This window comes from Chishuiella changwenlii, from assembly GCF_900142565.1.
Classification (GTDB): Bacteria; Bacteroidota; Bacteroidia; order Flavobacteriales; family Weeksellaceae; genus Empedobacter; species Empedobacter changwenlii.
Genome location: NZ_FRBH01000008.1, coordinates 71,452 through 95,991 on the forward strand (window position 1 = coordinate 71,452; position 24,540 = coordinate 95,991).

Here is a 24,540-nt window from a genome sequence, read left to right on the forward strand (position 1 = left end):
TTATATTTTTAAACTTACTTCTTATTTATTGTATTTTGAACACCAACTAAAGTTAAATTTGTGTTAAACAAAAAATTAGAATAACATGAGGCTAAAATTTTTTATGCTTGGAATTGTAGGAACTTTACTTCTGAGCAAAGCTTATTCTCAAGAGATAAATCCAATTAAAAATAAACAAGACTCTATTCTGATAGAAAAAGAAGATTCATTAGATCTTGGAAATAAAACAACAAATAACCTACAAGAAGTTGTTGTTATTGGATATGGTGCTGTAAAAAAACAGAACTTAACAAGTGCAGTAGGTCAAGTAAAAGCGGAGTCATTCGACGAACGTCCAATTTATAATATAGAACAAGGATTACAAGGAAATGTTGCGGGTGTTAACGTGGTACAACCATCGGGAAAACCTGGTTCGGGCTTAGAAGTTAAAATTAGAGGTATTAACTCTATCAACTCGAGTACAAAACCTTTATATGTTATAGACGGTATACAAACCTATGATATTTCTGGTGTAAACCCTGATGATGTTATAGATATGGTTGTTTTAAAAGACGCGTCATCTACAGCAATCTATGGTGTAAATGGTAGTAGTGGAGTTATTATTGTAACAACTAAAAAAGCTAAATCAAATCAAACAACATTTGGATTTAATGTATACACAGGTTTCTCTAAGGTTGCTAATAATATTGATGTCTTAAATTTAGATCAATATAAAAGTTTAATCAGCGATATTAATCCTGGTTTTCTAGCAACAGCAAATTCAGATAGATATGCTGGTATCAATACAAATTGGAGAGATCAAGTATTTAGAACAGGTGTTGATCAGAATTATAATGTAAATTATGGTTTTGGTGGCGAAGGTTTTAGAATCTACAGTTCGTTTGGATATCAAGGAATAGAAGGAATTATTAACCCTGCTAGAAATAATCGTTTTTCTTCTCGTATTAATTTTGATGCAGATATCACAAAATGGTTAAAAGTTAACGGATCGTTTAGTTATATAAGAACAAACTTATACAACAGTAATGATAACATGAGTGTATCGCGAGGAGGAGTTGTAATGGCAACTTTAAATACGCCTGCATTTTTACCAGTTTATGCTGATCAATTGAAAATTCGTGAGGTAGACTCTACAACGGGAGAATTTTTAGATGGGTATAAAGATGGGCAATTTGCACTTAACCCATATCAATCTTCATGGGAAAATCCTGTTGCTTATCAATCTAGAAAAAATGAATCTGTTACAGATCGTTTCTTAAGTAGTATAAACTTTGAAGTTAGTTTAGCAAAAGGATTAAAATGGAAACCAGCTGTTACATTAGATTATTTAAATTTAGAAAATGAAACTTTCACTGATGCATTCAGAACAAGTTATGGTCGACAAGAAAGAGGTGTTGGATCTTTAGACAACTCTTTGTATCAGAATTATAATATAGAGAATACATTAAACTATACACTGAAAAAAAATGTTCACGATTTTAATTTGATCGTTGGTAACTCTTTTCAGGAAAATAAATACAAAAGACACGGATATTGGGGAAAAGGATTTCCTACAACCTTAATGAGTTTTGATTACGATAAAGCAGAACCTGCAAACAGAACACAATCTCGTGATGCTTCTATTACACGTTATGTTTCTTTCTTTGGACAAGCGAATTACACATTCAACGATAAATATTCTGTAATGGCTGTGTTAAGAGCTTCTGGTGCTTCTTCTTTAGCTCCAGGTAATAAATGGGGATATTTCCCTGGATTATCTGCTGCATGGATTATCTCTAACGAAGACTTTTTAAAAGGAAATAGTACTATAAGTCAATTAAAAGTTAGAGCTGGTTGGGGTATAACAGGTAATGTTTCGGGAATACCAGCATATTCACATTGGGCATTAAGAAAAGAGGCAAATATTGGAAGCGAGCAATTAAATCCTACTCAAACAGAGAATTCTGATTTAACTTGGGAAACGACAGAAGATAAAAATATTGGATTCGATTTTGGATTTTTAAGAAATCGAATTAGAGTTTCTGCCGATTTCTACCACAGAAATACAACAGATTTATTAATGAATCTTTCATTCCCAGGAATTCCAGTTTCTTACCAGTACAATGGTGGAGAAATGACGAATAAAGGAATGGAGTTTACTTTGAGTACTCAGAATATTAATAATGAAACATTTAAATGGAATTCATCATTCAATATATCATTTAACAAAAACAAAGTAAAGAGTATAGATTATATGGAGATTAGAGACATGGCTTATTTTGAGACCGTGGGAGCTAATGCTGTACGCTTAATGCCAGGACATGTAGTTGGTGCTTTTTATGGATATGTTGTCGACAGAGTAGATGCAAATACAGGTGAATTACTTTATAAAGATTTAGATGGAAACGGATCTTTTAATTCTGGTGATAGAACTTTTATTGGTGATCCTAATCCTGATTTTACTTTTGGTTTTACAAACAATTTTAAATATAAAAACTTCTATTTAGACTTTTTAATTACAGGATCTGTAGGAAATGATATTTTTAATGCTTCTCGATTAGATTTAGAGTTAATGAACGATTTCAAAAATCAATCTACAGCAGTATTAAATCGTTGGACAACACCTGGACAAATTACAAATATTCCAAAAGCTGGAAGTTCTTCTGCTTTATTCTTATCTGACCGTTTTATAGAAGATGGTTCTTATGTAAGATTAAAAGCTGTAACGTTGGGTTATAATTTCAAGAAAGCCTTAGGTTTTAATAGCATTAACTTCTATGTAACTGGTCAAAATCTACTTACAATTACAGATTATTCTGGTTTCGATCCAGAGGTTAACTCTAACGGAGGAAGTGTTATGGGAATAGACTATGGTGCCTATCCTCAAGTAAGAACATTTGTTGTTGGTATTAAAGCAAGTTTATAATTAAAAAAGAAATCTGATGAAAAAAAATATTTTAAATAAGAAAAATATCTTTCTACTAGGAATGCTACTGTTCTTTAGTTCTTGCGATGATTATTTAGACACAGAACCTATTGTAGAGATTATTACTGAGCCAGAACAACCTATAAAAAATGCAAGTGAGGCAGAAAGAGCAATGAGTGCTATTTACTCTCAATTAGGTGGTGAATTTTGGCAATTTGATCAATTTATAATTGGAGATGCACAAACAGATGTAGCTTATGCTGGTGCCGATAATGTACAGGTATTTCAGATCGATGAATATAGAATGGTTGCCACAAACACTATTTCTAACAGAGATTGGGGATACATTACAGATATGCTATTTAGATGCAATTTTGTTTTAAATTATATTGATGATGTACAGGATTTAAACAGTCAAAGGAAAGAAGAAATTCGTTCTGAAGCATCTTTCTTTAGAGCATTAACATTTTTTAAAGCGGTACAAATTTGGGGAGATTTTCCAATTATTACAAAGGCTATAACTTCTGTTAATCAAAATAATTTTGAGGAAGTTTACGAACAAACTTATCCATCAAGAAAAACACAAGAAGAGGTTTATGAGCAAATTTTTGCTGACTTACAAGTCGCTATAAAAAGTATACCTGCAAGTAATCAGAAATTTAAAGCTAATAAAGCTGCCGTTTATTCTTTAATGGCAAAAGTAAATGCAACTATTCCTTCGCCAGATTGGAATCAAGTTATCCAAAATTGTGATAATGTAACTGCAGAAGGCTTAACATTACTTCCTGTTTACGATCATTTATTTGATGGAAATCATGAAGGAAATGCAGAATCTATAATGGAAGCTAATGGTGATGGATGGAGTTCTCCAATTGGTGCATGGGGTGCATCTATGTTTTATGGAACAGATTGGAAAAAGTTTAATACACCATCTAATGCTTTAGTTGCAGATTATGATGCTGCTAAAGATGAAGTAAGAAAAAAATCTACAGTACTATTTTCAGCAAATACAGTTCCTTGGTCTGATAATTTTTGGCCATCTAACAAATATCCTTTCGCTAATAAAATGCGTAAGACAGATGGTACTCAAAATTATTACATCTACAGATATTCAGACATTTTATTATTAAAAGCTGAAGCTCTTGCACAAACTGGAGATACAGCTGGCGCAATGGCTCTTGTAAATAGAGTAAGAGAACGTGTGCAATTAGCTCCATTAACAGCTGTTTCTAAAGAAGATGCATTAAGCATTATTCTTCACGAAAGAAAATTAGAATTAGCCTTTGAAGGTGAATATTGGTTCGATTTAAAACGTTATGGAAAAAGTATAGAAATTTTATCTCAACAAAAAGATGGAAATGGGAACATACTTCCTTATGCGAAGAATCTAACAGCATCTAAATTATTATGGCCAGTTCCACAAGAAAAAATAGACGCAAATAAGAATCTAGTTCAGAATACTGGATATTAATAATGGTTATTACTTCTCAATGAATACATGTTTTAATCTTTTTTATCAATTTTATTTAAAACTTGTATTCATTGATTTTCATTTGACTCACACTCAATAAAAAAATAAAAAAATGAATACTATAAAATCACTTTTCATTCTTTCTACAATTGTCCTGACCTCATCTTGTGCAAACAATAAAAACACAACGACTAAAGATAATAATTCAACATCTTCGGAAATTGAATATTGGTTAACAAAGTCCGATCAATCTGTATTATTAGAAAAACAAAAAAATACCATTCATTTCACAACAGAACAATCATCTAAAAATATTGTAGAAGTAGATCCATCTAAAATCTACCAAGACATTGATGGTTTTGGATTTACACTTACTGGCGGAAGTGCAGAATTAATTAATAAGTTAGATCCAACTACAAAGAAAAATTTATTACAAGAGCTTTTTGGTAGAGGTAAAAATTCTATCGGAATGGATGTTTTAAGAATAAGTATTGGCGCATCAGATTTAAATAAATCTTCTTTCACTTACAATGATTTACCTGCTAGACAAACGGATACTAAATTGGAAAAATTCGATATATCTAATGATTTAGATGTAATTAATCTTTTAGTTGAAATACAAAAAATTAATCCAAAAATTAAAATTTTTGCAACACCTTGGTCTGCTCCTGCATGGATGAAAACTAATAATAGTTTAATTGGAGGAAGTTTAAAACCAGAATATTACGAAACTTACGCTCAATATTTTGTAAAATATATTAAGGCATTAAATTCTAAAGGAATAAATATTTTTGCTATAACGCCACAAAATGAGCCTGAGCATCCTGGTAATGAACCAAGCATGTTGATGACAGCAATAGAACAAACTAATTTTATAAAAAATAATATTGGTCCTGCATTCCAAAAAAATAATATAAAAACGAAAATCATTATTTACGATCACAATTGTGATCACCCAGAATATCCTATTACTGTTTTAAATGACGCTGAAGCAAATAAATACATCGACGGTTCTGCCTTCCATTTATACTTAGGAGATATTTCTGCTTTAACTAAAGTACATGAGGCTTTCCCTAAAAAGAATCTTTATTTTACTGAACAATACACTGCTAAAGATTCAGCTTTTGAAAATGATTTTAAATGGCACATGAAAAATGTAATTATTGGTTCGATAAGAAACTGGAGTAAAGCTGCATTTGAATGGAATTTAGCAAACGATCAGAATTTTGCACCACATACACCAAAAGGTTGTACAACTTGTAAAGGAGCAATTACGATTGAAGGAAATAAATTAACACGAAATGTTGGTTATTATATCGTTGCACAAGCTTCTAAATTTGTTCCAGTAAATTCTAAAAGAATTGGATCTACACAATTCGGATCTATTTCTACTGTTGCATTTGTGTTACCAGATAATAAAAAAGCAATGGTTATTTTAAATGACGGTAATGTAAACTCTACATTCGACTTAAAAGTTGGTGATAAGTTTGCTAAAATTGATATTCCTGCTGAAAGTAGCGCAACTTATATTTGGAATTAACCCAAAATACCATTGATTATATTTAAATTTGAAAACAGAAAAAATAAATAAAATCGAATGGAAGTTTCTTTAAAAATAATTGCATTTATCATGTTAATTTTCCCAACAATCTATCAAGCAATAGTTGGGTTTAGAACTAAAGATCAAGCTGTAGTAAAAAAAACAGGTTGGCAAGCAGTGATTATGCAATTAATAGGAACTTTATTAGCTTATTTTATATTTATAAAAATTGGACAAGACAAACAGATTGCCATTTATGTTGGCTTTATGTTTTTCTTGTCTTTAGCTATATTAGTTTTAATACAGAATATCTTAATCTATTTAAGAAATAATAACGATAAGTTTTAAGCTAGTAAATTAACGTATTGTTGGGCTTTTTCGGCCATTTTGTGTTTTACCTCATCATAATTAGAATCAAAAAAACTACGCAATCTAAATCTAGATTTTTTTGTTTGGATAGTTAATATCTGATTACGATATAATCGAAATAAATCTTCTTCTTCGTACAAATAGAAAATTGCACGATAGGGTATTTCGTCTTTTTTAAAAATTGTTCTTATCTCAAATGTTTCATCTTTAAGTGTAAACAAAGTTAAATTAAACGTCAAATCATATAATATTGAAATCGATGCTAATAAAGAAAGCATAAAAAGTCCGATATTAAGAAAAGGCTCTTGAATATAGAATTTTCCTCCAAACCAAAATGTTGTAATAAACGCATAATTCACCATCATTAACATTAGAAATGCTATGATAGGAAAAATTGTTTGCCAACTTAATTTTGATTTGATCATATTAATATTTCGTTTCCTACTAATTTACAATAATTTATCCGATTAAAACATTTTAAATTCAGTGAATAAAAAACCTCAGTAAAAACAACCGAGGTTAATTATATAAATGTCATAAAATGTATTCTCTAAAAACTATTTAGATATGTAAATTACAAACCAATATTTATGCCAAATTGAATCATTTTTCTATTATCAAACGTATTATCTTTAAAATAATTATTAAAGTCTTTACGAACAAATACATCAAAGAAACCTAACCCTACAGTTACCTCTGCTCCATATATAAAATTATTCACATTATAATTTCCTCTTTCCTTGCTACGAACTCCACTTCCTTTTACAATATTATTAGAAGATAAAAGCGTTCCTCCATAAGCATAAGCCGCTATAAAATATTTACCTTGTGGTCTATAAGTAAATTCATCCGTTACTTTTTTAACTTTAGAGAAGTTATACTTTAATCCAACTGGAACCATAAAGTAAGCTGAACGTAATTTTGATTTATCTAATGATTTTTCACTTTGTACTAAACCAACATTTCCATTTCCGTCTCTATTAAACATCATATCATCGTCTAATCTATAAGTTCGCCAAGAGAACATTGCTCCTGTTAAGAAATTTACTGGACTTGTAATAGATAATTGACGCTCGTACATAAGACCAAAAGTTAAATTACTAGAAAACTTTTCGTGCTTATTTAACTCATCATCACTTTTCCCTGTAAAAGCCATATATCCAAAAGATGCATAACCGTTGATTTGATTTGTAATTTTATAACGCTTTTTAACGTCCTCTATCTTCGTTTTTGGATTTACTGGATCTTCACCATTCATAATAGAAAAAGCTACCTGTTGTTTGATGATATCATCTAAATTAAAATTAACTTCTTCTATACGATCATTAATTGAATTTGAATAAACATTGGCAATTGCTTCTTTTTTTGCTGTTGCTTCTGTCGCATTAATTTTACCATCAACTAATTCTTTGTCAACCTCAGTAATCTTTTTCTCCATAGAAGATTTTTCTTCTTGTACAATTTGTCGAATAACCAATGTAAATTCGCTTATTCTATCTCGAACGATTGGACTTATTTTATCGTTATTTTTTTCATTTAAGTCAAACGAGAATTTTTGTGCGTATGTTGATGTAGCCGATAAACATAGTAATCCTGCTACGATAAGTTTTTTTATCATATTAATAATGTGTTTAAAAAAGTAATGTTTATTTGATGTCGATAGAAACCACTCGCGATTGGTTAGATTCTTTTAGATTTTCTTTATTTTCTATAGAATAAAGTAACATATTAGGATCAACAAAGTTTTTCTTCTTTTTAGCTTTCTTAATAGAGTCTAATGTATTGCTTGCAAGCATTGCTTTCTTCTGAATATCCTCTTTTTTTAGCGCTTCTTTTTTGTCCGTTACAGTTTCTTTTTTGTTTGGAATAGATAATTCAAATTGCTGACTTTCTTTATTAACAGCTATTTGTACATTGCCATTCATCACAACTTGTTTTTCGTTATTTTTTGGAGTAACTGTTTGTTGTTTAGTCGTATCTTTTTGCTCATTATTTGCAAAAAGATGCTCTGTATGCCCAGCTTCTAAATTATTTTCTGAATTAATTGTATCTTTTAAATGTTGTACAGTATTCGTTGAAAATTTATTCGAAATCTCTTGCTCATCACTATGATTAATGAAAAGAAAAACGGATGTAGAAACAGTGAACAAAGCAACAACTGCCGCTGATAACCACCATTTAAAATTAGATTTTTCTTGTACAGGTACAGCTACATCCATACGAGCTTGTAATCTATCCCAAGCATCATGTGATGGTGTAAGCTCTTGCTTATCTAATTCACTTTTTATATAGTCTGATATATTACCCTTCTTTTTCATTTCTTCTCTTTTTTTGATTTAAAACAATCTCCTTCAATTTTGCTTTTGCTCTAAATAATTGTGTTTTACTTGTAGAAACCGAAATATTTAACATATTAGCAATTTCCTGATGTGAATAATCTTCTAAAATATGAAGATTAAAAACCAATCTGTATGGCTCCGAAAGTTGATCCAATACATCTTGAACATTAAAATTTAGCCAAGCATCTTCTACATCATCATCTGCTTCATCATAATTAGCAACACGTATGTCATCTACATAAATTAATGTCTTATTTGCGCGTAAAAATGTTAAACATTCATTGACCATAATACGTCTTACCCAACCTTCAAAACTTCCTTTATTCTGAAATTTCTGAATGTGATTAAACACTTTACAAAAACCATTTATCATACAATCTTCTGCATAATGCATATCCTGTATGTAACTTCTACAAACACTCAACATCTTTTTCGAGGAATGTTCATAAAGTTCTTTTTGTGCCAAAGCATCATTCTTTTTTAGTCGTTCGACTAAAATTTCTTCTTTGCTTTTCTTGTTAAGTACAAATAAATTCACGTGTGTTAATTGCTTTCTTATTTAATAGACTCAATGTTTCAAAAAAAGTTACAACATTTTTTGAAAAATATAATTTTTTATTGAAAATAGTGTTTTATAAAAAACATTAGGTGTATGTTGTCAACAATGAAAGGTTATATACTTCTCATATTATTTATCTTACTACTATTAATTATTATTCCTTTTCTTCTTGCAAACGGAGGTGTTGGCGGAGACTTTACAAGTTACCTAAAAATCGCATCGGAATTACCACAATTAAAAGATAATCTTTTTCCAATTGGTTTTCCTTTCATTTTAAAAATATTCTCATTAATCACTGGAGAATATTTTTACAGTTCTATGTTAGTCAAAGTTATTTGTTTTCTCTCTATCATTCTATTTTCATATAGAAAACAATTCTATTTTAAAGAAACGGTTTTTTTAATGTGTATAAAATCTATTATATGGATGTTTACATTACAATCTTCGGAATATGTAGGTTTACCTTTTCTATATCTATACATTTATTACACCCATGAGTTTTTTAAATCAAAAATTTCGACAAAAAAATATATTATCATTGCTAGTTGTCTTGGTATAATACTTTGTACAATTCGTTACGCGAATGCATTACTATTTATAAGTACTTTACCATTTATATTACTCTATTTTAAAAAATTGAAACCTAAAAATAAAGGCTTATTTTTTTCTACAACTTTAATTGGAATTGGATTAATCAGCTATTTATTGATTAATTATATAGTAATAGGATCTTTTACAGGAGAAAATAGAAGAATAAATGATGAAATGGATACATTTTGGTTTGATACTTATGTAGATTTTATCGGCGTAATTAATCTTTCCAATCCAATATTTTATATTAAAACGTTTGATTATTCTTCTAATATAAAATTCCTTTTATCTCTTCTTTTAATTTCAATTGATCTCTTATGGTGGTTTATTTGTTTTAAACTAATTAGAAAGAGTAAGGACGTTTTCACTCATTTTCTTATTTTCATTGCAGTATCTAATGCATTATTAACATTCTTCTCTGCCATGATACAAGGAATTGAGCCATTAGGAATTCGATTACTTTTTAATTCTTCTTATCTTTTTTGGTTTGCATTATTAATAATCATTAGAAAAAATAATATAATTTCTGATAAAACAATCTTTATTATAAGTCTTGTAGCTTTATTCTTAAACAGCTTGATAATCGTTAAAAACCCAATAAATTTCATCTACCATAAAAACAATTTGGAGCAGTTTATAAAATCAAAAAAGAATGATCCTAAATATTATTATGATGATGAGAAAAAGGAAGTAGAATCTATTTATCAAATTCCATTTACTGATAAAAAATTTAAACATGTACATGAAAATAGACAACCAGATTTTATAAATAGAGCTATTTTAAGAGTCATCAATCCTTCCATTATTATTTTAGAAGATCAACCAAAAATTAAAGACAATACCATTATTTATAGTTCTGATATTTCACATTTCGAAGAACAAAAAAACTCTCGCTAATAGCGAGAGTTTTTTTGTTTTATTTTTCAAAAGAATCTTTATTGAGGAAGATATTGAAACACCTTTACTTGATCATAATATGATTGCCAAGTATATAGAGGGTTTTTTGTTACAAAAACTTCTTTGTATTTAGATAAATCAACTTTATGAATTACTTTTTTTTGAAAAGGATCTTTAATTTCAACAATCTGTTTACCATTTTTAATTTCTGTATTGATGGCTAAAAATTTCGTGAATGGATAATTAACTTTAGAATCTGATGGAAAAATAACATAGTCAATTTTTTGATTAATCAAAAAATCTTCAAAAGTATCTTCGTTTAAATCTTTAGAAAATTGTTCATTATTAATTAAACCATCTGCTGGTATTACATCAAAGTTGCTGTAATAAGCAACCTTTCCTGGTATATCATATATATAGATTCGCGAATTAGATGGTAATATCTTTTTTAAATCATCAACAAAATATTCGATATCACTTTTAAATTTCAATTTAGAATTTTGATTAACATTAAAATTAGTTAAAGTAAAACCACTTAATAATTTAGTAACTCCAACTAATAAGCATATTATAAAACATCCTAATAAAGTAAAATTATTTACTCTTTTATTAATATGTTTTTTGCCAAAATAAAAATCAAATAAATCATAAAATAAGAATGCTAAAACCATGAACTGCGCTACAAAGTACCACTGTCCTATTTGTGATTGAAATATCCCATTATAAACCAATTGACTAATTGTTCCTAAAGTAAAAAGTAGCAATAGTAATTGATGATTTCTGTTTTTGAAAATACTTAATAAACCTATTAGGTAAATAACACTTACAACTAATAATATTTTAGCGTAATTATTAAATCCTCCCATTTGAAAATGAGGAAAGAAACTTTTTATTTTTCCACTAACAGGAACAATACTTCCAAACTCTATAAAATTATATGTAAAATACGGAAGTACTAAAATTGAGAACCCTAAACCAACTTTTAGAAAATAAACTATTGAAAAACGTTGTTGAATAAAACAAACATATACGCCTAAAAATAATAATATAAATACATTATCTAATCTTGATAAAAAAATAAGGGAAAATAAAAAGCCTGTATAAATTGGTTTCAATTTTAGTTCATCTACTTTGTTTAAAAAAAATGATAAACAGAAAAAACTTAAAAACGCCTCTGATAAATATATTGTTCCAAGGTTACAAAATAGAATAACCAATAGTGTTAGAGGAACAATACTTAAGAATTGATTGTTCCAATACTTTTTTAAAGATTTTATTCCTAAAAAAAATAATATCAGTTGACTTATCCAAACGAAAAAAATTAAATAATCGTTACTGAAAGGGTTTATATAGGCTATAATAATACAGATTAATTCCCATAGAGGATGGAAACCATTTGTCTCGTATAAAGAATTAAAATGAACACCTTTACCTTCTACTACATTTTTAGCAATCTGTAAATAAAAAAAACCATCATCTGCTGGTAATTTTCCTGAAGAAAATAAGAATAATGATGTTGTTAATAACAACACAATACAACTTAATTCTGTACTGATATACTTACTCATTATTTTTCAAAAGAATCTTTATTCAATTCATAAAGTATCTTAAGACCTTTTATTGTATGCAAGCGGTCGTCTGCATTAATTTTATTGGTTAAAGGTTTGTAAACTCCTCCTACTCCTCCAGTAGAAATTACAAAACACTCTTCTCCAAATTCTTTATTAATACGATCTATCATACCTTCTACCATACTTAGAAAACCGTAAACCATTCCAGATTGCATACATGTTTCTGTATCAGAACCTAATACATTCTTGGGTGCTTTTAGTTCTATTGTAGGTAATTGGGCTGTTTCTCCGACCAATGAATTAAGTGCTGTAATAATTCCTGGCGCAATTACAACTCCACCAACCTTTGCATCTTCATTAATTCCAAGAAAAGTTAAGGCTGTACCAAAATCTATTACAATTTTTTTTCCTTTATAATCTTGATAATGCGCTGCAACAGCATTAGCGTATAAGTCAGTACCCATTTGATTAGAAGAATGCTGAATAGCAGATGGTGTATTACGATCTACAACCATTGGCTTAAATTTATGTATTCGTTGCAAAGCAATCTTAATACTTGTTGTTAATGGTGGTACAACCGAACCGATGACAATATCAGTAATTTCTTCTTTATTAATACCAAAAGGTTTGTACATATTAGAGAATTTCGCAAAAAATTCATATTCTGTACGGTATGGCTTCGAGTTTATTGTCCAAGTAATAATATCCGTTTCGCTCTTAAAAACAGCGAAACGGATATTTGTATTTCCTATATTTACAGCTAATAACATTATTTTTTAAATACGTTATTTTTATCATTTACATCCGCCAAACGTTTTGTTGGATCAATAGTCGCTTTTTTAACTTCTTTAGAAGTTTTTACTTCATAAGTTGGTTTTGTCCAAAACCAATCTTCTAAGATTGTTCTTTTAGCTCCTTTATATTCAACTAAATTTTCTTCTGGCTTTTCTCCACGCATTTCTCTTAATGGAATGTAGAATAATTCTTTTGTTCCATCAGTATATTCAACCAATAAATCTATTGGCATAGCGAAATCAGAGTTATTTACTAATTTAATTGTATTTCCGTTTACACCTTCAATAGCATAATCTATTTTACGTGTTGTATTGATAAACAAATTAAAGTACCATTTTAAATTTATTCCAGAAACTTCTTCTGCAACACGTTTAAAATCATTTCCAGATGGGTGTTTAAATTTCCATTGATCATAAAACTGTAAAAATGTTTTATTTAAATTATCATTCCCGATAATATAACCTAACTGAATTGCTAATACTTGACCTTTATAATATGCCTCTAAAGAATATGCATAATTTGTATTGTAATAATCTGCTAATAAACTAGCTGGTTCTTCTTTACCAGAAAGAGCTAACGCAATATATCCTCTGTAAGCATCTGGATTTGGATTAGATGGCATTACTTTCAACTTCTCTACCACATTAAGATGTGCCATTTGTTCTACATAAGATGTAAAACCTTCGTCAAACCATTCGTTATATGTTTCGTTAATTCCAAATAATTGTTGGTACCAAGAGTGCGCTGCTTCGTGGAAAATAGTTCCAATTAAACTTTCTAAATTTTTACCACCAGCAATAAGTGTTGCTGTTCCGTATTCCATTCCACCGTCTCCACCTTGGATAATAGAATAGTTTTTCCAAGGATATTGACCAAAATGTTCTGAGTTATAATCAAAAAATCCTAAAGCATAAGGCATTGCCTCGCGCCAAGCAGTAGATGAATCATTATCTTGGTAAACTAAATATACATTTACACCATGCTTAGATTTTGCATGTTCTACAATAAATTCTTTATCAGCAGCCCAAACAAAATCGTGAATATTTTCTGCTTTAAAGTTCCAAGAAACTTTACCGTTTTGTTCTTTTATTGTTGGATTCTTTACATATCCTTTTACATTGTTCGGATTTTGTAATTCACCTGATGCTCCAATAACATAATCTTTCCCAATGTTAATTGTTACATCGAAATTACCGAATGGAGCAAAAAACTCACGTCCAATATATTCGTCTAAATGCCAACCTTCTGGATCAAATTCTGCCATTTTTGGATACCATTGCGCCATAGAAAATTCTACACCGTCTTTAGAATTACGTCCCGAACGACGAATTTGTTCTGGAACTTGTGCATTCCAAACCATTTCGAATGTTGAAGTTTTTCCTTCCGCAATTGGTTTTGCTAGTGTAACTTCTAAAATTGTTCCATCAACTTTATAAGAAACAACTTTTCCGTCTTGTTTTAGTGATGTTACTTTCTGGTAACCAATTTGATCTGGTTTTAAAGTAGAAATTCTACTTTCGTATTTTGGATTATCTTTTGTTCCTAAATTTGTTGCCATTCTTTTATCAGGATCAGGAATATTCTGTAAACGATTATCCATCATACTTCCTGGTTGAAAAGCATTAAAATACAAATGAAAATAAACTTTATTTAAACTCTGACCAGAGTTATTTGTGTATTTCAACTGCATTTTTCCATCATATTGATATGCTTTTTCTTTCATATCAATCTCCATTTTATAATCTACTTCTTGTTGCCAATATCCTTTGCGTTGTGCAAATGAAAATTGAACTAAAAAGATGCAAATTAGTAGAGTAAATTTTCTCATTCTTACTTAATTCTAAACTTTAATCTATCAAAAATACAAAAATCGTTAAGCTTAGGTCTGATTTAAGAGAATAATTTTTAGGAAGGTCTTATAATTAGAAGAATATGTTACTTTAATTAACACAATAGTTAGTATCTATGTTTGATTATTAAAATAAAGTTAGCTATTTCGATTTAACCAAAATGATACCTTTTGTAAATAGTTATTATTTTAATGGTTTAAGGATAAGTCTTTTAACGAATACTATTATTCAAATTATTTTTTTGCACATCTTTGAAATACTTACACAAAAGAAATTACCCCCAATTTCGATAATACGACGTTATTAAAAATATTAAAATGTAATTTTAGCAAAAAGTCCATAATTTGACCTTGAATCCAAGTTACTTCCCCATTGGTCGAAATCAGCAAAAAAACCGAAATACTTTCTTTTGTATCCCATACCAATTCTAGGTTGTTGAAAATTTCGGGCGTGTGTATTAAAATTATCATAAGCTATCATTCCAAAAGCTTTTACATAGACATTCCAATTATTAGCAATCTCTTTTTCATATAAGATATCAACAACCATTTCTGTAGTTGTAGTGCTTTTGTTAATAGCAAAAGCAGGAGCTACCAAAATAAAAAAATCACCTGCTTTTTTAGTGTAATTCATTACCAAACGTTGTTGTAAACCAAAAGTACTGTTCGCATATAACCCCAAACCTAGTTTGAAATCTTTTGTGAAAGAATAAAAAACACCAGTTTGCAATCCTGTTTCATTATACAACTTGTCTTGATCTCTATGGTAGAAATTATAAAACCCCATTCCAATAAAATTAAACTTTCCTTTTTCATCTATTGGAATAATTGCATTACTTGTAAAAGCTGTTTTATTTAATCCGCTATAAAGCTCTGCTGCACCAATTTGCGCATATAAATTATTATGAAAACAAAACGTTGTAATTAATAGAAAGCCAATATATTTCATTTTTTTATGCAAGAATAAGTAAGGTTTTTCTGCTTCTAAAATTATAAATGACCAATTCAATTCATCATTTATAATTATCAGAATACACTATTATATTACTTAAATTTGTGCTTATGGAAATAGAAAACCTAGAAAGTAAAAAAAGTATAAATTCATATTTAGCTACTATTTTTGAGTTAGGGATATTTGTTTTATTCTTTATACTTTACACATTTAGCGAATGGAATGTTTTCAATTCTTATCAAACCTTTTCTGCTACTGCTACTTACTTTGTAGTTTTGTATGTCCAAGCTAGGTTACAGCGATTTCAAGTTTTGAAATTTTTAAAAACTAAAAAAATTATATGGATATTAGGCATTCTGCTCGTATTATTTATAAATGCTTGTCTGGTTTTATTGGTCAAGAAAACACTATTTCATTACTGTAATATGGTTACTGATCTTAGTTATCAGCAAACATATATTTTCAGTCTTGCTTCGTCACTTGTTTCAGCATTATTAATCAATATACCGTTCTTTTTTCAACAACTCTTCCGTAGTAAAAAAAAAGAAATGGATCAACAGTTATTAATGAAAGACATTGAGCTTTATTCTTTACGTTCAAAACTCAATCCTCATTTTATTTTTAATGCGTTTAACAATCTATATGGAACCAGTTTACATGAACCAGAAAAGGTACCCGAAATGTTGATGAACATTTCAGAATTAATGAGATATCAATTGGATCATCTTTCTAATGAAAAAGTATTTTTAAATGATGAAATCCGTTTTATAGAGACTTATCTTTCACTAGAAGAAGAAAGACTTAATGAACGATGTGTAGTAGATTACAATTATGAAAGAACAGATAAAAGTAAAAAATATAAAATTGCACCTCTTATTTTGATGCCTTTTGTTGAGAATGCTTTTAAACATGGCACTAATACAATTGAAAAATCTTTTGTAAATGTTTGGATAACCGAAAATGAAAATGGAGTGAATTTAGTAGTAGAAAATTCAATTCCAAATACTAAAAACCAAACTAAATCTACAAAATTAGGTTTAAAAAATATTCAACAAAGGTTAGATATTTTATATCCAGAAAAGTACAAATTAGTATCTGATGTAAATGAAAAAATATTTAAAATAGAACTCTCTATTAATCTTAGCGATGGATAAAAAACTCAAATGTCTAATTATTGATGATGAAATTGCAGCACATTATGTACTTGTCGATTACATTGCAAAATTACCTTATCTTGAACTTTCTGGTGAGTGCTTTAATGCGATAGATGCAATTGTATTTTTACATCAAAATCCAATTGATCTTATTTTTCTAGATATTAATATGCCTGATTTAAGTGGATTAGAATTTCTAAAAACACTTCAAAATCCCCCGAAAGTCATACTCACAACAGCTTATAAAGATTATGCTATTGAAGGTTTTGAACTTGGTGTGTCAGATTATCTCTTAAAACCAATAGCTTTTCAACGTTTTGCAAAGGCTACAGAAAGAGTTTATAATGTTGTATATTCAGCTTTAAACATTGTAAAAAATAGTGAATCACAATACATTTTTATAAAGGTAGAACGTGACAATATAAAAATTATGGTAGAAGATATATTTTACATCCAAAGTGAGGGAAATTTTTCTAAAATTTTTTTAAAGGATAAATTTTTATTAACCAGCACTACTACATCTGAGCTTGAAAACAAACTTCCTCATCATTTGTTTATGAGAATTCATAAATCATATATTGTAGGATTGAAAAAGATAGAACGTTTTGATACAAAATCTGTAACGGTTAATAATGTATACATTCCTATTGGGATAACCTATCGAAGAGAATTTGCTGAAAGAGTAGAATAAAAAAAGGAAATATAAAAGCTTGTTGCAACAAAAAAAGGAGAAATGCAAACTTCTCCTTTTAACCTGTTATTTAGCTAAGCTCTTGTTAGGGGATGCATTTATAATCTATGATAATGCATCATAAAATCTGAAAATACATTTACTAAAATGTATAATAACAAAATAATTGATATTGCTATAAATAAATTAAGAAATCCTGCCCATATTTTTTTTGATAACTGAATTATACTAGCTAACAATAAAAAAATAAGCCCAACTAAGAAAAGTAATATAGATAAAATATTACCTAAATTAAAAAGCGAAATTAACAGAAGAAGAACTATAAATACTACTGTCGAAAACCAAGGTTTTTCAATTATATATATTTTTATAAGATTTTTCATTATAACATTGCTTTTTTATGAAGTAAATTATATTATAGTTTCGTAAAAAATTCTATATATCTGTATTTCGTATAATTAAAAAGTTAATTATTTCTTTTAAATCTCTTGATTTTCCTCATTTTAAAATTATGGGTAGCGAAACTTTATGAATCTACTTCCTCATTCGCCACAAAAAAACAAATCCCTTAAGTATAATTACTTAAGGGATTTTTAAGTACTCGGAGTGGGAATCGAACCCACACTCACACCCATTAATCCAAGTAATTCATAAAACAATCAATAAACAAGGCTAAACCCCTTTAAATAGACACTTATTGTTGTTTTAAATCTTCTTCACAAATATAATAAAGTATAATGAAATACAATAATATTTAAAAACGGTTGTCAAACGGTTGTCATAAATAGCAAAATGACATATATTTGAATTGTTCAATTTAAGTATTAAAGGTATGGCTACACTAAAATTTGTTTTGTTAAACAAAACAGACAATGCACAGATATATTTAAGATTTTCAGTAAACCGACAAATCAACTTAAGAAGAAAAGTAGGTTTATCAATAAATGCGAAAGACTGGAGTACTACAACTAATCTTCCTAAAACAAATAACGAAACGAATAAACTTTTAAAAAATAAACTCGAAAGACTTTCATTGTTTGTAAATGAACAATTCAATGAAGATAGCACGAAGGGTACTGTAATAAATAATGATTGGTTAACCTCTATTATCGATAAGTGTTTTAATAGAGTTGAAAAAACGGATCTTTCGATATTCGTAAACTATATTCAGTACATTATAGATAATGCATCAACAAGAGAGCAGCGTAACGGTAAAATTGGAATATCAGTAGGTACTGTAAAAAATTACAGAATGTTTAAAAACATTATTGCTGAATATGAAAAGACAATCAAAAAAACAATTCTGTTTAGTGATTTAGAAAAGTCATTTACTGATCGTTTTAAAGTATGGTTATTGAATGAAAAAAAATACACTATCAATTATACTGGTAAGCAATTTGAACACATTAAGAGTGTTTGCGTTTCAGCCTCAAAGGATAATATAACAGTAACTAATAATTCAATTACTTTAAAAGGTTTTAGACAGAATGATAAAGAAAGATATATCCATACTTTATCATTTGATGATTTAGATAAAATTTACAATACTGAAATGCCTACACCTCATCTGAAAGAGGTTAAAAAGTGGTTGTTAATAGGTTGTTATATTGGTCAACGTGGCGGCGATTTATTAAACCTAACATCAAACAATATTCGAATAAAAGATAATGCAGTCTATTTTGATTTAATTCAACAAAAAACCGAAAAATTCGTAACTATTCCAGTATTGAAAGATTATGTAATTGATATTATATTAAATGACTTCCCTAAAAAAATATCTTTAAATAAAATCAATACTCATATTCAAAAAGTTTGTGAATTAGCCAAAATTGATGAGATTGTAAAAGGCTATGTCATAGATGAAAATAATAGAAAAAAACTTCTGACTTCATTATCGAAATATAAATTCATTACTTCTCATTCTTTTAGAAGGTCCTTTGCAACTAATTTTTATCGAAAAATGCCTACACCTGTATTAATTGGAATTACTGGACATAGCGAGGAGAAAATGTTTTTGAAGTATATTAATCAAAAGGCAGATAAAGACGCGAATGCAGATGCCTTTGCTATGTATTACGCTCAAATGATGAAAAAAGAAGAACCAGTATTAAGATTAATTAAATCAAATAATCATTAATACTTACGAGAGTTAAAATAAAGTTAAAAAACGATTCCATGAGTTACTAAAATTACTTCAAATTACCTCGAATTACTTCAAATGAAAATTGGAAAAATTGGTAAAAAATGTAATTAATTGTTGAAAAGTGTTAGGTTTTAAGTTTTGTTTAACATTTATAAAATATGACAAAACTCAATTTTTTTTTTAACAAGAAAGTGTGCATACATTTGAACAAGAAATAAATAATAAAAGAAAATACTTTTAAAAATAAATATAAAAAGGCAACAAATTAGAAATTCATTGCCCGTGTTGTAATAATATTTGGATTGTTTGGCGACGTACAAATATTATTTATAAACAAAACTAAGTATATGTATACTATTTCCAAAACATTTAGGTGTATTTGTGAATATTTTAGTTTTTTAACACTTCTAATATTGTTGCTCATAAAATCTTAATTATGAGTGCAGAATCTAAACAAATTCAATTTATCGGAATTGATCCAACAGAATTAATCCAACAGCTAAAAACTTCTTTAATAGCTGAAATTATTCCTCATTTAGAAATTAAAAAACCTAACAATGATTTGGGTTTATTATCAAGAAATGAAGTAATGAATTTGCTAAATATAAGTTCATCAACTTTATCAAGGTGGCAAAAAGACAATGTTATCCCTTTTATAAAAATTGGAGAAGGTGAAAGTTGTAAAGTTTTCTTTAAACGTTCTGAAATAGAAACAATGTTAAACATTAAATCTAATTAATATGAGACAAGAGTTTTTCATTTTAACTAAAGAACAATTGCAAGAAGAAATCCAAGACGGATTAAAAGCACAATTAATTGAGTTTGCAAAGAACTTTCAACCGAAAGAGCCAAACGAGTATTTAACTCGTCAAGAGGTTGTTGATATGCTACAAATTACATTCGGTACATTAAATAACTGGTGCAAGAATGGTAAACTAAAACCATTAGGAATCGGATCTCGTATCTACTTCTTACGTTCTGAGGTTGAGAAAAGTTTAAAACCAATAACACTTTGATTTATAAACAAAAAAAGAGGCTCGATAAAACGCGCCTCAATTGTTCAATTTTAAATATTACTGGTAACGTAATATTTTAGTCAAAGTTAATGATTATGGTTGACTTACTAAAACTAAGAACCTCGAATAATCTAATAATCAATAAGCTATTAATACACCCCGATTTTTTAGAATGTAAACCAATTAACAATTATTACACATCACTCAAACAAAAGGACGGTTTTAAAATTGGTCTACACTTTAGAAAAGCGATCGAGAAAGGTTTTACAATTGGGTATGGTTATGTAGATGTTTTAGTTAGTCCACATTATCACAAAAATAATTACCAACATAACGGAGATGATTTTACTCCTTTGGAGTGTATTAAATCGATTAATGAAATATTAGATTATCTAGAAATTGAAAAGGAGGCAAGAAAAGAGTTACAAGTCGTAAATATTGAATTCGGTTTAAATATTATTCCTAACTCAGATGCTCAATTAATCTTTGACGGTTTACTTCTTTACAAGCGTTCTAAATTCAGTATTAAGTATGATGATATTGAAACGTTTAAAATATCCGAAGCAACTAAATACAAAGAGATTAAGGCATACTTAAAAGGTTTACAATTCTTAGATTATCCAGCTTACAACATTGATAAAAATACATTAAGGTTTGAAGTAAGAAGTAAAGAATCTAAAAAAATAAAATCTCTAGGAATATACTCTATTTATGATCTACTGAAAATTGAAATTTACGAAATGTTGTTTAAAGAATTATTGAGCGAATGGGATTTAGTATTGCTTGTAAACTTACAAATTGATAAATCTCAAATTAAGGAAAAGGATATTGCTTTTTTGGATGATTGTAATAGTCTTGAATATTGGGAAGATTTAATGAATTCAAAGCATAGAAATACTTATTTAATTAACAAGAAAAAGTATTTCAAAATCTTATTAATTAAAAACAATTTTCATACTGAGATTAAAGCCAAAATGACGGAAAAAATAAATATTTTTTTTAATGTGCAAATTCCACACAGAGAACCTGCATAAAAAGGCGATTTATAAAAATGCTCCACTGATAAACGTGGAATTTGCACATTTTTTCAATTAAAAAAAGAAAAAAATAACGCTAAAAATGAAAAAAGTAGTGTTAAAAATGAGAAGTTAGAAGAGTATAAAATAGTATCCGAAAAATAAGTTTTGATGATAGAATGAAAGAGCAATTAAAATCAATCAATTTTTTAATTAAAATAATCATGGAAGAAAATACAACAAAAAGATTTGAGTTAATAAAAATCAATCAATCAGAAAAAGGAAACAAAACAGTATCAGCAAGAGAATTGCACGAATTTCTGAAAAGTAAACAAGATTTTTCAACATGGATCAAGAAGCGTATTAAAGCTTACGGATTTATCGAGGGTAGAGATTTTACGCTCCATAGATTGATGGAACGTAAAGTTTGGAAGCATGAATATGTAATCAGTATAAACATGGCTAAAGAATTGGCTATGGTAGAAAAAACAGAAGCAGGAAGAAGTATCCGAAATTATTTTATTGAAGTTGAGAAACATTACCAGGAAATTGCAACACCTAAGCAAATAACAGAATTAAGTAACCGACTTAAAAAAGTAGAAGAAAAGCAAATCAACTTTATCAATGATTGGTCGGTTGATAGATTTCTGAGAACAAACGGAGTATTTAAAAAACTTACAGTTACAGAAAGGCAACAGCTTGGTAAATTATGCACTAAGGAGTATAAAAAAATAACTGGTAATCTACCGAAGAAAGTACAGCACCCCTCTTATGTAAACGGTCAAAATGTTTACCCTTATGAGTTGATTAGTAAAATGTATTCATCAAAATTTTAATCCTGCACTATGACAAAGCGAGAGATTAAACAATACTTTTTAAGTTTAGAAGAAGAATCAAAGCAAGATTTTTACAATTCAATAGTTTGTCGATTTGGATCTAGTGATGATATGATCCATTTAAACAATTCAGAATTTTTCGAAACTCAGTTTTTAAATTTATCAGATATCGAACAATCGAAAAGCGATAACAGTTACATCGACAAGGATAAGTATATTAAGATGATTGAATACAAAAAACTTGAAACCTCAACCAATATCATGAAGTTAATTGATTTAAAAATTCTAATTGACGTTACTAGAGAAAATATTGCTGAGGTCTTACAAATGGGATTAATTCAAAATAATGTTAATAAATCAAAAATTAGCGACTTTAATTCAAAATCCATACATACACACCAACAAGATGGAGAAAGTTCAAAAAATGTCAATAAGGTTAGGTTAAAAAGACAATTCGATGGACGAGGAGAAGTAAAAGGATTTAGATTTAATCAAATTGCACGAAATGACTTTGCAGTGATTTATGAAAAAGTTTATGGAAGTTATATTAAAAAAACTTTTGAAGTATTTGAAATAAAAGTAAATACTAAGTTCAACATCGAGAGTTATCCCAAATCTAAATCATTTGGTTACTGGGCATGGGAAATTGACACTCTGGAAAATGCAGTACACAAATTTCATGAAATTACTAAGAGAGTAAAGGAGAGAAAAAGGGAGCGTCCGACCAGTACGCACACACACGTGTAGGCGTTATATAGGTCGATAAAAAATAAACCCTACATAATAGTAGGGCTTGTTTTACTTCTTGATTTTTCCAATAGGAATATAAGATCCATCTTTGAAAATATACAAGGTTTCAAGTTCTTCCGGTTCTTTAGTCGAATTAAATAAGTCTTTGATATCAACATCAAGAACTTCGGCAATTTGGATTAATAAATCAAACCTTGGTTGTGTTCTACCTGTAGACATAAAACTGATAGTGTTTTCTGTAACATTAACTTTTTCAGCTAATTCTTTACCAGTCAATCCTTTTTCTTTTAGAACTTCTTTCAATCTTAAAATTTCCATAAGTAAAGTTTTAACAAATATACTAAAATCTAAACGTTATTATGATTATTTTGAAAAAATGTAAATAATATTTGTATTTAATGTAAATAACTTTTAGATTTGTCGTATTAAAATACAAATAACTTTTAGATTACATTAATAACACATGAATACAGCAATAACTTTAATACAAACAGCAGAACAATCTAATCAACTAGATGAGGTTCTTTACTTAAATCCCAAAAATAAAAAGTGGTTAATTGATTCACTTAGCAACAATAGAAAGTTTGAATTTTTAATGTTCAACCTTTGGAAAACAAGAGGAATTATTTATAATATTCTCCAGGATAATTACGATAAAAAAACTGGGACATATTTAAATAATGTTGAAAAGAATTTTGGAAATCAATTTCATGCAATCAATAATTTAATAGGTATTTTATTAGATGGTACTGATTGGAATCAATCGCTATTCGTAAACAATGAACCCACTGAAAAACTTTAAAAATAATGAGTGAAAATATAAGTGATTGGGAGGTAATCCAAGGAATGGAACAACGTAATAAAGATTTATTTATTGATGATATAGCTAGATTAAATCAAAACAATCATTTGATTGATTACTCAAAAGGAGGGTTTGCAGAAATATTTGGTGTTTATGTTAGGAGTGAAGAGTTTAAAAGACTAGATGAGGAAAGGAAACTCGAAATATTAGAGACTCAATTTGCAATATATGATTTATTCAAATATATTGATGACTTTACTGAGAATTATGGAATTGGAAAGTATAGCTAATAAT

24 protein-coding genes are annotated in these 24,540 nt (G+C 28.4%); 15 read left to right on the plus strand and 9 right to left on the minus strand.

What is annotated here, in order from left to right; translation table 11 throughout:
* The first annotated feature begins 85 nt into the window (after positions 1–85).
* The 4 genes from BUA86_RS10945 (at position 86) to BUA86_RS10960 (ending at position 6,264) form a co-directional block, all read left to right on the plus strand.
* The gene (locus BUA86_RS10945) at positions 86–2,905 is read left to right on the plus strand and encodes a SusC/RagA family TonB-linked outer membrane protein (RefSeq protein WP_143147306.1); all 2,820 of its coding nucleotides are present in this window, start codon (positions 86–88) and stop codon (positions 2,903–2,905) included.
* A 16-nt stretch (positions 2,906–2,921) separates the two neighbouring features.
* The gene (locus BUA86_RS10950; protein WP_072932637.1) at positions 2,922–4,376 is read left to right on the plus strand and encodes a RagB/SusD family nutrient uptake outer membrane protein; all 1,455 of its coding nucleotides are present in this window, start codon (positions 2,922–2,924) and stop codon (positions 4,374–4,376) included.
* A gap of 112 nt (positions 4,377–4,488) precedes the next feature.
* The gene (locus BUA86_RS10955) at positions 4,489–5,916 is read left to right on the plus strand and encodes a glycoside hydrolase family 30 protein (protein WP_072932638.1); all 1,428 of its coding nucleotides are present in this window, start codon (positions 4,489–4,491) and stop codon (positions 5,914–5,916) included.
* Positions 5,917–5,973: 57 nt separating this feature from the next.
* Positions 5,974–6,264, plus strand: a complete 291-nt coding sequence (locus tag BUA86_RS10960) for a hypothetical protein (RefSeq protein WP_072932639.1) — start codon at positions 5,974–5,976, stop codon at positions 6,262–6,264.
* Here the strand turns inward: BUA86_RS10960 and BUA86_RS10965 are convergent.
* From BUA86_RS10965 to BUA86_RS10980, 4 genes are all read right to left on the minus strand, one after another.
* Positions 6,261–6,710: a hypothetical protein gene (locus tag BUA86_RS10965; protein WP_072932641.1), complete on the minus strand. Its 450-nt coding sequence runs from the start codon at positions 6,708–6,710 to the stop codon at positions 6,261–6,263. The two genes, BUA86_RS10960 and BUA86_RS10965, sit on opposite strands and share 4 nt — an antisense overlap.
* 149 nt (positions 6,711–6,859) lie before the next feature.
* Entirely contained in the window at positions 6,860–7,903 is a 1,044-nt protein-coding gene (locus BUA86_RS10970; RefSeq protein WP_072932642.1) for a porin family protein, read from the minus strand.
* A 28-nt stretch (positions 7,904–7,931) separates the two neighbouring features.
* Positions 7,932–8,603 carry a hypothetical protein gene (locus BUA86_RS10975; protein WP_072932643.1) on the minus strand — a complete coding sequence of 224 codons (672 nt, stop codon included), beginning with the start codon at positions 8,601–8,603 and terminating at the stop codon, positions 7,932–7,934.
* The gene (locus tag BUA86_RS10980; protein ID WP_072932645.1) at positions 8,587–9,162 is read right to left on the minus strand and encodes an RNA polymerase sigma factor; all 576 of its coding nucleotides are present in this window, start codon (positions 9,160–9,162) and stop codon (positions 8,587–8,589) included. Before BUA86_RS10980 ends, BUA86_RS10975 begins: the two co-directional genes overlap by 17 nt.
* Positions 9,163–9,288: 126 nt before the next feature.
* Between BUA86_RS10980 and BUA86_RS10985 the strand changes: the two genes are divergently transcribed.
* A complete protein-coding gene (locus BUA86_RS10985; protein WP_072932646.1) occupies positions 9,289–10,671 on the plus strand; it encodes a hypothetical protein in 1,383 nt (460 codons plus the stop codon).
* 38 nt (positions 10,672–10,709) lie between these two features.
* On the opposite strand, the gene BUA86_RS10990 is transcribed toward BUA86_RS10985, so the two are convergent.
* The 4 genes from BUA86_RS10990 to BUA86_RS11005 form a co-directional block, all read right to left on the minus strand.
* A complete protein-coding gene (locus BUA86_RS10990; protein ID WP_072932648.1) occupies positions 10,710–12,239 on the minus strand; it encodes an SLC5/6 family protein in 1,530 nt (509 codons plus the stop codon).
* Positions 12,239–13,012 carry a type III pantothenate kinase gene (locus BUA86_RS10995; protein WP_072932649.1) on the minus strand — a complete coding sequence of 258 codons (774 nt, stop codon included), beginning with the start codon at positions 13,010–13,012 and terminating at the stop codon, positions 12,239–12,241. Before BUA86_RS10995 ends, BUA86_RS10990 begins: the two co-directional genes overlap by 1 nt.
* Positions 13,012–14,865 carry a M1 family metallopeptidase gene (locus BUA86_RS11000; protein WP_072932650.1) on the minus strand — a complete coding sequence of 618 codons (1,854 nt, stop codon included), beginning with the start codon at positions 14,863–14,865 and terminating at the stop codon, positions 13,012–13,014. The genes BUA86_RS10995 and BUA86_RS11000 overlap by 1 nt, the downstream gene beginning before the upstream one ends.
* 334 nt (positions 14,866–15,199) lie before the next feature.
* Complete coding sequence (locus BUA86_RS11005) at positions 15,200–15,835, minus strand: hypothetical protein (protein WP_143147308.1); 636 nt, start codon at positions 15,833–15,835, stop codon at positions 15,200–15,202.
* Positions 15,836–15,948: 113 nt separating this feature from the next.
* Here BUA86_RS11005 and BUA86_RS11010 point away from each other — a divergent pair, with 113 nt between their 5' ends.
* The 8 genes from BUA86_RS11010 (at position 15,949) to BUA86_RS11050 (ending at position 23,441) form a co-directional block, all read left to right on the plus strand.
* On the plus strand, positions 15,949–16,992 hold the full coding sequence (locus tag BUA86_RS11010) for a sensor histidine kinase (RefSeq protein WP_072932653.1): 1,044 nt from the start codon (positions 15,949–15,951) through the stop codon (positions 16,990–16,992).
* Positions 16,985–17,683, plus strand: coding sequence for a LytR/AlgR family response regulator transcription factor (locus tag BUA86_RS11015; protein WP_072932654.1), 699 nt, complete (start codon positions 16,985–16,987; stop codon positions 17,681–17,683). The genes BUA86_RS11010 and BUA86_RS11015 overlap by 8 nt, the downstream gene beginning before the upstream one ends.
* An 832-nt stretch (positions 17,684–18,515) precedes the next feature.
* The gene (locus BUA86_RS11025; RefSeq protein ID WP_072932656.1) at positions 18,516–19,820 is read left to right on the plus strand and encodes a tyrosine-type recombinase/integrase; all 1,305 of its coding nucleotides are present in this window, start codon (positions 18,516–18,518) and stop codon (positions 19,818–19,820) included.
* A gap of 442 nt (positions 19,821–20,262) precedes the next feature.
* Positions 20,263–20,565, plus strand: coding sequence for a helix-turn-helix transcriptional regulator (locus BUA86_RS11030; protein WP_072932658.1), 303 nt, complete (start codon positions 20,263–20,265; stop codon positions 20,563–20,565).
* A gap of 1 nt (position 20,566) precedes the next feature.
* The gene (locus tag BUA86_RS11035; RefSeq protein ID WP_072932660.1) at positions 20,567–20,842 is read left to right on the plus strand and encodes a helix-turn-helix domain-containing protein; all 276 of its coding nucleotides are present in this window, start codon (positions 20,567–20,569) and stop codon (positions 20,840–20,842) included.
* 95 nt (positions 20,843–20,937) lie between these two features.
* Positions 20,938–21,876 carry a hypothetical protein gene (locus BUA86_RS11040; RefSeq protein WP_143147309.1) on the plus strand — a complete coding sequence of 313 codons (939 nt, stop codon included), beginning with the start codon at positions 20,938–20,940 and terminating at the stop codon, positions 21,874–21,876.
* 206 nt (positions 21,877–22,082) lie between these two features.
* A complete protein-coding gene (locus BUA86_RS11045; protein WP_143147310.1) occupies positions 22,083–22,694 on the plus strand; it encodes an antA/AntB antirepressor family protein in 612 nt (203 codons plus the stop codon).
* A gap of 9 nt (positions 22,695–22,703) precedes the next feature.
* Positions 22,704–23,441: a hypothetical protein gene (locus tag BUA86_RS11050; RefSeq protein WP_072932663.1), complete on the plus strand. Its 738-nt coding sequence runs from the start codon at positions 22,704–22,706 to the stop codon at positions 23,439–23,441.
* A 51-nt stretch (positions 23,442–23,492) separates the two neighbouring features.
* On the opposite strand, the gene BUA86_RS11055 is transcribed toward BUA86_RS11050, so the two are convergent.
* The gene (locus BUA86_RS11055; protein WP_229731771.1) at positions 23,493–23,747 is read right to left on the minus strand and encodes a helix-turn-helix domain-containing protein; all 255 of its coding nucleotides are present in this window, start codon (positions 23,745–23,747) and stop codon (positions 23,493–23,495) included.
* 160 nt (positions 23,748–23,907) lie between these two features.
* Here BUA86_RS11055 and BUA86_RS11060 point away from each other — a divergent pair, with 160 nt between their 5' ends.
* A complete protein-coding gene (locus BUA86_RS11060; protein WP_072932665.1) occupies positions 23,908–24,246 on the plus strand; it encodes a hypothetical protein in 339 nt (112 codons plus the stop codon).
* A gap of 5 nt (positions 24,247–24,251) precedes the next feature.
* The gene (locus tag BUA86_RS11065; protein ID WP_072932666.1) at positions 24,252–24,536 is read left to right on the plus strand and encodes a hypothetical protein; all 285 of its coding nucleotides are present in this window, start codon (positions 24,252–24,254) and stop codon (positions 24,534–24,536) included.
* Positions 24,537–24,540: the final 4 nt, after the last annotated feature.

Coding starts and splice junctions, on each gene's coding strand:
- BUA86_RS10945 (WP_143147306.1), top strand. CDS start 86: ATGAGGCTAAAATTTTTTATGCTTGGAATTGTAGGAACTTTACTTCTG.
- BUA86_RS10950 (WP_072932637.1), top strand. CDS start 2,922: ATGAAAAAAAATATTTTAAATAAGAAAAATATCTTTCTACTAGGAATG.
- BUA86_RS10955 (WP_072932638.1), top strand. CDS start 4,489: ATGAATACTATAAAATCACTTTTCATTCTTTCTACAATTGTCCTGACC.
- BUA86_RS10960 (WP_072932639.1), top strand. CDS start 5,974: ATGGAAGTTTCTTTAAAAATAATTGCATTTATCATGTTAATTTTCCCA.
- BUA86_RS10965 (WP_072932641.1), bottom strand. CDS start 6,710: ATGATCAAATCAAAATTAAGTTGGCAAACAATTTTTCCTATCATAGCA.
- BUA86_RS10970 (WP_072932642.1), bottom strand. CDS start 7,903: ATGATAAAAAAACTTATCGTAGCAGGATTACTATGTTTATCGGCTACA.
- BUA86_RS10975 (WP_072932643.1), bottom strand. CDS start 8,603: ATGAAAAAGAAGGGTAATATATCAGACTATATAAAAAGTGAATTAGAT.
- BUA86_RS10985 (WP_072932646.1), top strand. CDS start 9,289: ATGAAAGGTTATATACTTCTCATATTATTTATCTTACTACTATTAATT.
- BUA86_RS10990 (WP_072932648.1), bottom strand. CDS start 12,239: ATGAGTAAGTATATCAGTACAGAATTAAGTTGTATTGTGTTGTTATTA.
- BUA86_RS10995 (WP_072932649.1), bottom strand. CDS start 13,012: ATGTTATTAGCTGTAAATATAGGAAATACAAATATCCGTTTCGCTGTT.
- BUA86_RS11000 (WP_072932650.1), bottom strand. CDS start 14,865: ATGAGAAAATTTACTCTACTAATTTGCATCTTTTTAGTTCAATTTTCA.
- BUA86_RS11005 (WP_143147308.1), bottom strand. CDS start 15,835: ATGAAATATATTGGCTTTCTATTAATTACAACGTTTTGTTTTCATAAT.
- BUA86_RS11010 (WP_072932653.1), top strand. CDS start 15,949: ATGGAAATAGAAAACCTAGAAAGTAAAAAAAGTATAAATTCATATTTA.
- BUA86_RS11015 (WP_072932654.1), top strand. CDS start 16,985: ATGGATAAAAAACTCAAATGTCTAATTATTGATGATGAAATTGCAGCA.
- BUA86_RS11025 (WP_072932656.1), top strand. CDS start 18,516: ATGGCTACACTAAAATTTGTTTTGTTAAACAAAACAGACAATGCACAG.
- BUA86_RS11030 (WP_072932658.1), top strand. CDS start 20,263: ATGAGTGCAGAATCTAAACAAATTCAATTTATCGGAATTGATCCAACA.
- BUA86_RS11035 (WP_072932660.1), top strand. CDS start 20,567: ATGAGACAAGAGTTTTTCATTTTAACTAAAGAACAATTGCAAGAAGAA.
- BUA86_RS11040 (WP_143147309.1), top strand. CDS start 20,938: ATGGTTGACTTACTAAAACTAAGAACCTCGAATAATCTAATAATCAAT.
- BUA86_RS11045 (WP_143147310.1), top strand. CDS start 22,083: ATGGAAGAAAATACAACAAAAAGATTTGAGTTAATAAAAATCAATCAA.
- BUA86_RS11050 (WP_072932663.1), top strand. CDS start 22,704: ATGACAAAGCGAGAGATTAAACAATACTTTTTAAGTTTAGAAGAAGAA.
- BUA86_RS11060 (WP_072932665.1), top strand. CDS start 23,908: ATGAATACAGCAATAACTTTAATACAAACAGCAGAACAATCTAATCAA.
- BUA86_RS11065 (WP_072932666.1), top strand. CDS start 24,252: ATGAGTGAAAATATAAGTGATTGGGAGGTAATCCAAGGAATGGAACAA.